This window comes from Pandoraea pneumonica, assembly GCF_902459645.1.
Taxonomy (GTDB): Bacteria; Pseudomonadota; Gammaproteobacteria; order Burkholderiales; family Burkholderiaceae; genus Pandoraea; species Pandoraea pneumonica.
In genome coordinates, this window is the sequence record NZ_CABPSK010000001.1 from 1,243,068 (window position 1) to 1,254,847 (window position 11,780).

10 protein-coding genes are annotated in these 11,780 nt (G+C 61.2%); 1 reads left to right on the forward strand and 9 read right to left on the reverse strand.

The features are described 5' to 3' along the window. Positions 1-124: 124 nt before the first annotated feature. Positions 125-2,515, reverse strand: a complete 2,391-nt coding sequence (gene ppsA / locus PPN31114_RS05395; RefSeq protein WP_150678415.1) for a phosphoenolpyruvate synthase — start codon at positions 2,513-2,515, stop codon at positions 125-127. Between the two features lie 265 nt (positions 2,516-2,780). Here ppsA and ppsR point away from each other — a divergent pair, with 265 nt between their 5' ends. Beyond that, entirely contained in the window at positions 2,781-3,680 is a 900-nt protein-coding gene (gene ppsR / locus PPN31114_RS05400) for a posphoenolpyruvate synthetase regulatory kinase/phosphorylase PpsR (RefSeq protein WP_150678416.1), read from the forward strand. Positions 3,681-3,788: 108 nt separating this feature from the next. Here ppsR and PPN31114_RS05405 read toward each other — a convergent pair whose 3' ends face one another. The 8 genes from PPN31114_RS05405 to bamA form a co-directional block, all read right to left on the reverse strand. Beyond that, positions 3,789-4,568, reverse strand: coding sequence for a TrmH family RNA methyltransferase (locus PPN31114_RS05405; RefSeq protein ID WP_150678417.1), 780 nt, complete (start codon positions 4,566-4,568; stop codon positions 3,789-3,791). Further along, entirely contained in the window at positions 4,565-5,200 is a 636-nt protein-coding gene (rnhB, locus tag PPN31114_RS05410; RefSeq protein WP_174987854.1) for a ribonuclease HII, read from the reverse strand. Before rnhB ends, PPN31114_RS05405 begins: the two co-directional genes overlap by 4 nt. A gap of 122 nt (positions 5,201-5,322) precedes the next feature. Beyond that, complete coding sequence (gene lpxB / locus PPN31114_RS05415; RefSeq protein ID WP_174987704.1) at positions 5,323-6,498, reverse strand: lipid-A-disaccharide synthase; 1,176 nt, start codon at positions 6,496-6,498, stop codon at positions 5,323-5,325. A 3-nt stretch (positions 6,499-6,501) separates the two neighbouring features. Beyond that, complete coding sequence (gene lpxA, locus PPN31114_RS05420) at positions 6,502-7,317, reverse strand: acyl-ACP--UDP-N-acetylglucosamine O-acyltransferase (protein ID WP_150678419.1); 816 nt, start codon at positions 7,315-7,317, stop codon at positions 6,502-6,504. A gap of 17 nt (positions 7,318-7,334) precedes the next feature. Continuing rightward, positions 7,335-7,808, reverse strand: a complete 474-nt coding sequence (gene fabZ, locus PPN31114_RS05425) for a 3-hydroxyacyl-ACP dehydratase FabZ (protein WP_150678420.1) — start codon at positions 7,806-7,808, stop codon at positions 7,335-7,337. Beyond that, a complete protein-coding gene (gene lpxD / locus PPN31114_RS05430; RefSeq protein ID WP_150678421.1) occupies positions 7,805-8,863 on the reverse strand; it encodes a UDP-3-O-(3-hydroxymyristoyl)glucosamine N-acyltransferase in 1,059 nt (352 codons plus the stop codon). The genes fabZ and lpxD overlap by 4 nt, the downstream gene beginning before the upstream one ends. Positions 8,864-8,877: 14 nt before the next feature. Next, positions 8,878-9,414 (reverse strand): OmpH/Skp family outer membrane protein, encoded by a 537-nt coding sequence (locus tag PPN31114_RS05435; RefSeq protein ID WP_370865831.1) that lies wholly within the window; start codon positions 9,412-9,414, stop codon positions 8,878-8,880. Between the two features lie 52 nt (positions 9,415-9,466). Further along, positions 9,467-11,770, reverse strand: a complete 2,304-nt coding sequence (gene bamA / locus PPN31114_RS05440; protein ID WP_174987707.1) for an outer membrane protein assembly factor BamA — start codon at positions 11,768-11,770, stop codon at positions 9,467-9,469. Positions 11,771-11,780: the final 10 nt, after the last annotated feature.

The window sequence follows — 11,780 nt, forward strand, 5'->3', positions numbered from 1 at the left end:
CCCCGGTGTATTACCGGGGTTTATAGCATGAAACCGTGGCAATCAGCGCACGTGTCCCATGGGGCTCGCAAGCTTTTGGGAGCCGTCCGACGCGAGCGCCGGACGCCACCCAATTCGGCCGTAATTACTTAGCCAGCTTGGCGAGTTGCTGCCACGTCTCGACAACCGTATCCGGGTTGAGCGACATCGACGCAATGCCTTCCTTCGCCAGCCATTCGGCCAGATCCGGATGGTCCGACGGACCCTGCCCGCAAATACCGACGTACTTGCCCTTGGCCAGACAGGCCTTGATCGCGCGGCTCAGCATGAAGCGCACGGCCGGATCGCGTTCGTCGAAATCCTTGGCCAGCAATTCCATACCCGAGTCGCGGTCCAGACCCAGCGTGAGCTGCGTCAGGTCGTTCGAGCCGATCGAGAAGCCGTCGAAGAACTCGAGGAACTCGTCGGCCAGAATGGCGTTCGACGGCACTTCGCACATCATCACCAGCTTCAGACCGTTCTCGCCGCGCTTCAGACCGAAGTCGGCCAGCATGCCCACCACGCGCTCGGCCTGGGCCAGCGTACGCACGAACGGCACCATGATTTCGACGTTCGTCAGGCCCATCTCGTCGCGAACGCGCTTGAGTGCACGGCACTCCATTTCGAACGCTTCAGCGAAGTCTTCCGAGATGTAACGCGAGGCGCCACGGAAGCCCAGCATCGGGTTTTCTTCATCCGGCTCGTAACGCGAACCGCCGATGAGCTTCTTGTACTCGTTGGACTTGAAGTCCGACAGACGCACGATCACGCTCTTCGGGTAGAAAGCCGCCGCAATCGTGGCAATCCCTTCGGCCAGCTTGTCGACGTAGAACGCCTTCGGCGATGCGTGACCACGAGCCACCGACTCGACCGCCTTCTTCAGGTCGGCATCGATATTCGGATACTCGAGAATCGCGCGCGGGTGCACACCGATGTTGTTGTTGATGATGAATTCCAGACGGGCCAGACCCACGCCTTCGTTCGGCAGTTGCGCGAAGTCGAAAGCGAGTTGCGGGTTGCCGACGTTCATCATGATCTTCACCGGGATCTTCGGCATTTCGCCGCGCTGGATCTCGGTCACTTCGGTCTCGAGCAGGCCGTCGTAAATCTTGCCTTCATCGCCCTCGGCACACGACACCGTCACCAGTGCGCCGTCCTTGAGCACGTCGGTCGCGTCGCCGCAGCCGACCACGGCCGGCACGCCCAGCTCACGCGCGATAATCGCGGCGTGGCACGTACGGCCACCACGGTTCGTGACGATCGCGGCAGCGCGCTTCATCACCGGCTCCCAGTTCGGGTCGGTCATGTCGGCCACGAGCACGTCGCCCGGCTGCACACGTTCCATTTCGCTCGGATCCATGATCACGCGCACGGGACCGGCACCGATCTTCTGACCGATGGCGCGGCCCGTGGTCAGCACCGGTGCGTCGCCCTTGAGCTTGAAGCGCTGCTCGACCTTGCCGGCCGCCTGGCTCTTCACGGTTTCCGGACGTGCTTGCAGGATGTAGATCTTGCCATCCTTGCCGTCCTTGCCCCACTCGATGTCCATCGGGCGGCCGTAGTGCTTCTCGATGATCAGCGCGTACTTGGCCAACTCGGCGCAATCGTCGTCGGTAATGGAGTAGCGGTTACGCAGTTCCATCGGCACGTCGACGGTCTTCACACGGCCCGGCTCGCCCGGCTGCGTGAATTCCATCTTCAGGAGCTTCGAGCCCAGCGTGCGGCGGATGATCGGGTACTTGCCGGCCTTGAGCGTCGGCTTGAAGACGTAGAACTCGTCCGGGTTCACGGCGCCCTGCACCACCGTCTCGCCCAGGCCATAGCTCGACGTGATGAACACGACGTCTTGGAAGCCCGATTCGGTATCGATGGTGAACATCACGCCCGATGCGCCGCTGTCCGAGCGGACCATGCGCTGCACGCCCGCCGACAGTGCGACCTCGGCGTGGGTGAAGCCCTTGTGCACGCGGTACGAAATGGCGCGGTCGTTGTAGAGCGACGCGAACACGTGCTTCATGCGATCGAGCACTTGCTCGATGCCGACCACGTTCAGGTAGCTTTCTTGCTGACCGGCGAACGAGGCGTCGGGCAAGTCTTCGGCGGTGGCCGACGAGCGCACGGCGAACGACGCGTCCGGCTGATCGGCCGTGATGCGTGCGAATTGCTCGCGGATGTCTTTTTCGAGCTGCGGTTGCAGCGGCGCGTCGACGATCCATTGACGGATGTCGGCACCGGCTTCTGCGAGCGCCTTGACGTTATCGACGTCCAGACCCTCGAGACGCTTGGCAACGCGCTCGGTCAGATTGTTGTGTTGGAGGAACTCGCGGAAAGCGAAGGCGGTCGTGGCAAAACCACCCGGCACGCGCACGCCGGCGCTGGCCAGTTGGCTGATCATTTCACCAAGCGATGCATTCTTGCCGCCGACCGATTCGACATCGGTCATGCGCAGATGCTCAAACGGCACCACGTAGGCGCCGTCGTGTGCTGCGTTAGTCATAAAAGCCCCTAAGGTAAGAAAAAAAATTCTCGGCGAATCGGCTGGGACTAACATCGGCCGACTGACCTGTTGGATAAGAAATCGCGCCTTGGCGATGTCGAGGACCAGGGGCTAGCTCCCCAACAACTTGCCCAAACCACCCGAACTTCCCGGAGCGCCGCATCGGGCGGGCTTCTGACGGGGGTTCGCGCGATGGCCGCGCAATTGCTTATCCAACAAGTTGCCGCTATTCTACCGTGCAATGCACCAATTTGCGATTCTGCGCATGAGCGAAGCCTCTACTCCCCCGAATTCCCCCGCAAGCCCCGCCGTTGCTGCCGATACGTCTGCCGCAGCAGCCAAGCCCGTGAACATCCGTCCGGTCTTTATCGTGTCCGACGGCACGGGCATTACGGCGGAAACCTTCGCGCATTCGATCCTGGCGCAGTTCGAGATGCGTTTTCGTCAGATTCGCGTGCCGTTCGTGGATTCCGTCGATAAAGCCTATGAAACGGCGCAACGGATCAATGAAATGTATCGGGTCGACAATGTTCGCCCGATTATCTTCAGCACGCTGGTCGACGCGCGGGCCAACGAGATTCTGCGCAACACGCAGGGCGTGATTCTCGACATGTTCCAGACGTTCATCGAACCGCTCGAACACGAACTCGGCCTTAAGTCGATGCACGCCATCGGCCGCGTGCACCAGAACGCAGACAGCGAAGCGTACAAGAACCGGATCGAAGCGGTGAATTTCTCGCTGGCGCACGACGACGGGCAGTCCAACAAGAATCTGAAGAGCGCCGACGTGATCCTCGTGGGCGTATCGCGCAGCGGCAAGACGCCGACCACGCTGTATCTCGCCATGCAGTACGGCGTGAAGGCGGCCAACTACCCGCTCATTCCCGAAGACTTCGAGCGCGAGAAACTGCCCTCCACGCTCGACCAGTTCAAGGACAAGATCTTCGGGCTGTCGATCGACCCGCAGCGCCTGTCGGAAATTCGTAACGAGCGTCGTCCCGGCAGCAAGTACGCCTCGCTGGAAAACTGCCGTTACGAAGTCAACGAAGCCGAAGCGATGATGCGTCGCGAAGGCATCAAATGGCTGTCGTCGACGCATAAGTCGATCGAAGAAATCGCGACCACGATTCTTCAGGAAATCAAGCTGGAACGCGACGTGTATTGATCGAACGTTGCAGCCAAGCGTGAAAAAGGGACGCTCAGTGAAACACTGGCGTCCCTTTGTTTTTGGCGGCACGACTTGCGTCAGTCCGCGCGTGCCACGCGCCACACCTTAATCCAACCGCTGACGCACCGCCTCGAAAAGGCAGACGGCGGCGCAAGCAGCCACGTTGAGTGACTCCATGCCACCCGGTTGCGGAATGCGCACCGGCGTCTGCACGCGCGAGAGCCAGTGCGGCGACACGCCCGCGCCTTCATTACCGAAAATCCAGGCCACCGGCTGACGCAGATCCTCTTGATAAAGCGATGTCTTGGCTTGCAGGCTCGTGGCCAGCAGTGGCACCGCCAGTCGCGGTGCCAGCGAATCGGGCGTGCAGTGCTCGACGATATTGAGCGAGAAATGCGCCCCCATCCCGGCACGCAGCACCTTGCTCGACCAAGCTAGCGCGGTACCCGACATGCAGTACACGTCGCGCACGCCAGCCGCTGCCGCGCTACGCAGAATCGAGCCGACGTTACCGGCGTCCTGCACGGCATCGAGAATCACACAATCGGCCGTTTGCGAGGCGGGCAGATGACCGCTCGGCATCTCGACCACGAACAGCAGCGGCACCCCATTCACAAGCGTCGAGAGCGGCTCGAACAACGCGTGCGGCAGGCACACCCGGCGATCCGGTTCAACACGCGCCCAAATCGCGGCAACTTCGTCGTTATCGAGTGCCTGCTCTGCCGCCACGCAAACCAGAGGTTGCCCCAGAGCGTCGAGATAGGCGTCGGCCAGATGCACGCCTTCGAGCAGCGTCTGCCCGAGCTTGCGGCGCTGCTGATTCGACTGCGCGAGCAGCTTGAGCCGTTTGTAGAACGGGTTGTCTTTGGAACTGATCAGTTTCATGACGAACGGGCCATGCGTGAGACCGTGAGCGTGCCGAACAACGCAAATGCCTCACGCACCGGCGCAAACGACTGGCGGTGGTGCGGGCTCGGCCCGTGCGTGCGCAGGGCTTCGAGATGACGTGGCGTGCCGTATCCCGCATGCACGTCGAAGCCGTACTGCGGAAATTCCTCATGCAGCGCCACTAGCTGACGGTCGCGCGTGACCTTGGCAAGAATCGACGCAGCGGAAATCGCGGGCACTTTGTCGTCACCCTTGATGATCGCCTCGGACCGCATCGGCAAGACCGGGCAACGGTTGCCGTCGATGAGTGCCAGCGTCGGCACACGCGGCAGGCCGTTCACCGCGCGCTGCATCGCGAGCATGGTCGCGTGCAGAATGTTCAGCGAATCGATCTCGGCAACACTGGCTTCGGCGATGTGATACGCCAACGCGCATTCAATAATCTCGTCGTACAGCGCTTCACGGCGTTTTGCGGTGAGCTTCTTCGAGTCGGCCAGTCCTTTGATCGGACGAGACGGATCGAGAATCACGGCGGCAGTCACCACCGGCCCTGCCAGCGGACCGCGCCCCACCTCATCGACACCGCAGGTCAGGTCTTCAGCAGCATCGGCAAACAGGTCGAAGGCCATCTGCGGCACCGGCGCCTTAGATGCACGCGTACGCGGCTTGGCAACCGACGACGGTACATCGCCCACCCCCTGCCCCCGCGTGGCGCCACGGCTCGTTCGGCCCGTGCGGGCGACGTCTTCGCTCATAGTCGCCCCTTTTCGCGCAACACACGCTCGATCACTTCCGCCGAACGCTCGGCCGTGTTCTGGCGCAATTGCTCGTGAATTTTGGTGAAACGCGCCTGCAACGACTCGCGCAATTCAGGGTCGGTCAGTTGCTTCCACACGGCATCGGCCAGCGCTTCTGGCGTGGCGAAATGCTGCAACAACTCCGGCACGACAAACTCGCCCGAGAGAATGTTGGGCAAGCCCACATACGGCAGATAGCCCTGACGCTTCATGATCTGCGCCGTGAGCCAAGGCACCTTGTACGAAATCACCATCGGCTTCTTGTACAGCGCCGCTTCGAGCGTGGCCGTCCCGCTGGCGAGCAGCACGCTGTCCGAGGCTTCAAGCGCCAGCGGCGCCTTGCCGTCGGTTACCGTGAGATTCAGATCGCTGTGCGCGTCGAAGATCGGCTTCATCATCGTGCGCAGGCGCGGCGTCGCTGCCGGCAGCACGAAGCGAATCGAGGGATCGCGCTGGGCAAGCAAACGCATCGCGGCGAAGAACACCGGCGCGAGCCGCTGCACTTCCGACGTCCGGCTGCCCGGCAGAATCGCGACGACGGGGGCATCTCCCGCAAGACCAAGTTTCGCGCGGGCACCGGCAACGTCCGGCACCATCGGAATCTTGTCGGCCATCGGGTGACCGACAAAGGTCGCGTCGATACCTGCCCGGTGGTAAATCTCCGGCTCGAACGGAAACAGGCAAAGCATGTGATCGACCGCACGCTTGATCTTCTTGATGCGGCCACCGCGCCACGCCCAGATCGACGGGCTCACGAAGTGAATCGTCGGCACACCGGCTTCGCGCAGCTTGATTTCGAGATCGAAGTTGAAATCGGGGGCATCGAAACCGACGAACGCCATCGGCTTGTCTGCCAGCCAATGCTCGCGCAGTTGCTTACGAATCGAGAGAATTTCGCGCAGATGCTTGATGACTTCCACGTACCCCATGACCGACAGCTTGTCGATCGGCCAATAGGCGTTAAAGCCCTCTTCGGCCATATGCGGGCCACCGACACCTGCATACGCGATGTCGGCGGGAAGTCTCTGCTTGAGACCGGCAAGCACGTTGCCGGCAATGAGATCGCCAGACAACTCCCCGGCCACCATCGCCAGGGTTCGCTGGCCGGTACCGGGAAGGGTCGGCGGCATAGGTCAGCGCACGATACCGCGCGTGCTCGTATTGAGGAAGTCCAGCAGTGCGATCACCGAGCTGTGCACATCGGCAGCTTCGGTGGCGGGCGCAGCCGCCGTATTGGCTTTGTCGAACGCGTCGATCTGCGCCTTGGCTTCGTCGAGCGTCAGGCCGCTCTTGTAGAGCAACTTGTACGCATCGCGCAGCGCCTTGATCGCATCGGCGGAGAAACCGCGGCGGCGCAACCCTTCGACGTTGATGCCGTAAGGCACCGCGCGATCGCCCGAGGCAATCACGAACGGCGGCACGTCCTGCACGAGGACCGACGCGCCACCGACCATCGAATGCGCACCGATGCGCACGAACTGATGCACGCCGGTCATGCCGCCGATGATGGCCCAATCGCCAACATGGACGTGCCCTGCCAACTGCGCATTGCTCGAGAACACCGTGTGGTTGGCCACATGGCAATCGTGTGCGATATGCACGTAAGCCATGATCCAGTTGTCGTTACCGACGCTGGTCAGGCCACCGTCCTGCACCGTACCGGTGTGGATGGTCGTGAACTCGCGGATCGTGTTGCGATCGCCGATGATGAGCTTGGTCGGCTCACCGGCGTACTTCATGTCCTGCGGGGTACCGCCGATCGACGCGAACGGGCCGATCTTGTTGCCCTCACCCAGCGTCGTGTGACCGTCGACAATCGTGTGCGACAGGATCTGCGAACCTGCGCCGATCGTCACGTTCGGACCGACGATCGCGTACGGACCGACGACGACGTCGTCAGCCAGTTGCGCCTTGGGATCGACAACCGCGGTGGAATGAATATTCGTCATGGACGTCTCGGTTCCGGTTATTCGCCGTTTTTCTTGACCATGCACATGAACTCGGCTTCCGCCGCGAGCTTGCCATCCACAAGAGCCTTGCCCTTGAACTTGTAGAAGCCGCGACGCTCATTCAGGAAGTCGACGTCCAGGATCAGTTGGTCACCCGGTTCGACCGGACGCTTGAAACGAACGTTCTCGATGCCCACGAAATAGTAGAGCGTGTTTTCGTCATGCACCGCTTCTTCCGAGAACGTGAGCAGCGCAGCAGCCTGGGCCAGCGCTTCGACGATCAGCACGCCCGGCATCACCGGACGCTGCGGATAGTGCCCCGTGAAGTACGGCTCGTTGATCGTGACGTTCTTGATGACCTTGATGTTCTTGTGCGGCTCGAGTGCGATCACGCGGTCCACCATCAGCATCGGATACCGATGGGGCAACAACTTCATGATCTTATGGATGTCGAGCTTGCTGACGTCGATATTGGTATTGGTCTCGCTCATTTGTCTTGCAGGTCCTTGACCTTCGCTTCAAGTTGACGCACGCGGTCGCGCATCTTGTCCAGATTGCGCATGATCGCCGCGTTTTTATTCCATTCGGCGTTCGGAATTGCCGGAAATGCGCTGGTATACGTGCCCGGGCCCGGAATCGACTTCGACACGCCCGATTTGGCCGTGACGATGACTTTGTCGCCGATGGTCACGTGACCCGCGACACCCACCGCCCCGCCCAGCATGCAGAACTTACCGATGGTACTGCTACCGGCAATGCCCGTGCAGGCGGCAATGACGGTATAGGCACCGACGCGCACGTTGTGCGCAATCTGCACCTGATTGTCGATCTTGCAACCGCGCTCGATCACCGTATCGGCCATCGCGCCACGGTCGATCGAAGTCGATGCGCCAATTTCGACGTCGTCTTCGATCACCGCACGGCCCACTTGCGGAATCTTCACCCACTCGCCGCCAGCGGCAGAAAAGTCGGGTGCAAAACCAAAGCCGTCCGAACCAATCACCGCACCTGCGTGAATGACGCAACGCGCGCCGATCACGCTCGTGTGGTACAGCGTGGCGTTCGGATAGACGAGAACATCGTCGCCCAGCGTCGTGCCACGGCCAACGAACACGTTCGCCACCAGCCGCACGCGCTCGCCGAGACGGGCACCAGCTTCGATCACGACATTCGGCCCGATCACGCAGGATGCGGGCACCACGGCCGACGGATCGACCACGGCGCTCGGGTGAATCCCTGCCGCCGGTGCAGGCGCCGCCGCGTCCGCGAACATCTGCGCCACGCGCGCGAAGTAAGCGTAAGGGTTAGGCGCAATGATCCACGCACGGCCGTCGTGCGACGGCAGTTTGTCGAAATCGGCTTGGGAGAGAATGACGGCCGCCGCGCCCGAATCGGGCACTTCGGCGAGATATTTCGGATTGGACAGAAACGCGAGGTCGCGCGCGCCGGCACGATCGAGCGGCGCCAGACCTGCGACGGTCACCTCGCCGTCACCGACGAGATTGCCGCCGAAGCGGGCGACCAACTGAGCGAGCGTGACCGACATGGAGCGCGCGCCCGTCACTTGCCGCCGGTGCTGCTACCCGAACTTGCGTTCAGCGTCTTGAGCACCTTGTCAGTGATGTCGATGCGCGGGCTCACGTAGACCGCTTCCTGCACGATCAGATCGTATTTGTCCGTCTCGGCAATCTGCTTGATCACACGGTTCGCACGATCGAGCACCGCAGCGAGTTCTTCGTTGCGGCGCTGGTTCAGATCCTCACGGAATTCGCGCTGTTTACGCTGGAATTCCGTGTCGGCCGCCGCCAGATCGCGTTGACGCTTGGCGCGCTCGGCGTCGGACAACGTGGCGTTGTCCTTGTCGAGCTTGTCCGACATCGCCTTGAGGCGTGCTGCCATGGCCTGAAGGTCCTGATCCCGCTTGGAGAACTCTGCTTCGAGCTTGGCTTGTGCGGCCTTGGCCGGTGCCGAATCGCGCAGAATGCGATCCGAATTGACAGCGGCGATGCGCGCATCCTGGGCCGATGCGGCAAATGCCGCTCCGGCCAGCAACGCCGCGGCCACGCCGCGCAGGCAATGCTTACGGATACCGTTCAATGTATTACCCCTTACAACGATGAAACCTTCGGAACCGGTCGAGTTGCCGTCGTTAGAACGACGTACCGACCTGGAACTGGAATTTCTGATACTGGTCGCCCGTCTTCTTGACGAGCGGGAAGCCCATCGAGAGCTTGAGCGGGCCGATCGGCGAAATCCACGACAACCCGAAACCGTAAGAATAGCGCAGGTTATTGAAGGTAATCGCCTGGCCGTTATCGAACACGTTACCGCCGTCGAAGAACGTGAAGATCCGCAGCGTGCGGTCATACCCGGTGCCCGGCAGCGGGAACGTCAGTTCGATGTTACCGATCAGCTTCGATGCGCCGCCCAGCGGTTCGCCGTTCGTGTCCTTCGGACCCAGCGAACTCGGCTCATAACCACGCACCGAGCCGATACCGCCCGCGAAGTAGTTCTTGAAGATCGGGAACGGCTGACCGCCCATCCCGTGACCGTAGCCCACTTCACCGTTCAAGGCCAGCGTGAAGCCTCGGCTGACCGGGTAGTAGTACTGGTGCTGGTAGTACGCACGGAAGTACTTGGTCGTCCCGATCGGCGTGCCGATTTCGATGTTGGCCTGCTGATAGTGACCGCGATTCGGAATCAGCGCGCTGTCACGCGAGTCGCGCGACCAACCCACCGTCAGCGGGTAGTTGTTGCTGACATAGCCGAACTGGTTCGCGTAATCGATGTAGCGTTGCGGCGTCGTACCGTCGCTCGTCAGGTGCAGACGCGTTTGTTCGAAGCCGATGCCGAAGAACACCGTGTCGACTTCCGAGAACGGCACACCGAACTTCAAGTTACCGCCGAGCGTGTTGATACGGAAATCCGAATCGCTGGTCAGCAACAGCGGCTGATACGTACGGTAGTACACGTCGGTAATACGGCTCACGCCGTCGACGGTGAAGTACGGATCGACCTGCGTCACGGCCAACGTACGGTACGTCTTACCCGTGTTCACGTTCACCGACAGCGAGGTACCCGAACCGAACACGTTGTCCTGGCTGATACCCGCTTGCAGCACCACCTTGTCGGTCGACGAGAAGCCGGCACCGACGTTGATCGTACCGGTCGGCTTTTCTTCCACCTTCACTTGAAGGTCGACCTGGTCGTTCGAACCGGCCACCGGCTCGGTCGTCACGTTCACGTCGGTGAAGTAGCCCAGACGGTTGATACGGTCTTGCGAGAGCTTCAGACGGTCGGCGTCGTACCACGAGCTTTCCAGCTGGCGCATTTCGCGGCGAATCACTTCGTCACGCGTGCGCGAGTTGCCCACGATGTTGATCTTGCGCACATACACGCGGCGGCCCGGATCGATCGTCAGCGTCAGCGCCACGGTGTGATTGTTGCGATCGATGGTCGGCTGGGCGTTCACGTTGGCAAACGCGAAGCCGTAGTTGCCGAGCAGGTCCGAAATGGCCTTCGTGCTCGCTTGCAGTTTCGCGGCCGAGAACGTGTCGCCTGCCTTGAGTTGGATGAGCTTCTGGATGTCGTCTTGCTTGCCGAGCATTTCGCCCGACAGCTTCACGTCCGACACCTTGTACGGCTCGCCTTCGTGCAAATTGATGGTCAGGAACATCTCGTCCTTATCCGGCGTGATCGAGACGTCGGTGGAGTCGATGTTGAATTCCAGATAGCCACGGTTCAGGTAGAACGAACGGAGTTTTTCCAGATCGCCCGTGAGCTTGTCCTTCGAGTACAAGTCGTTCTTGGAGTACCACGACAGCCAGTTCGGCGTGCCCAGTTCCATCTCGGCGGTCAGGTCAGACGACGAGAACGCCTTGTTGCCCACGAAGTTGATCTGCTGGATCGTCGCCTTGGGGCCTTCGGTCACGGCAAACTGGATACCCACGCGGTTGCGTTCGAGCGGCGTGATCGTCGTCTTCACGTCGGCGGCGTAGTAACCGCGCGTGAGGTATTGACGCTTGAGTTCCTGCTCCGATTTGTCGAGCAGGTTGCGGTCGAAGGTACGGCCTTCGGTCAGGCCGACCGAGCGCAATGCCTTCTTCAGACCGTCTTTGTCGAATTCCTTGATGCCGAGGAAGTCGATGGTCGCAATCGCGGGGCGCTCGTTGACGTGCACCACCAGCACGCTGCCTTGCGCTTCAACGCTCACGTCCGAGAACAGGCCCGTGGCATAAAGGGCACGAATTGCTTCGGTGCCCTTATCATCGTTGAACTTGTCGCCCGGCTTGACCGGCAAGTAAGAGAACACGGTGCCGGGTTCAATACGCTGCAAGCCCTCCACTCGGATATCCTTGACCACGAACGGCTCGACGGCGCGTGCCAGGAAACTGTGTGCCGCCAGAACCGCAATCACCAGGGTCTTCGGAACAAGGTGGTATTTATTCGACAACTTGCTTCCC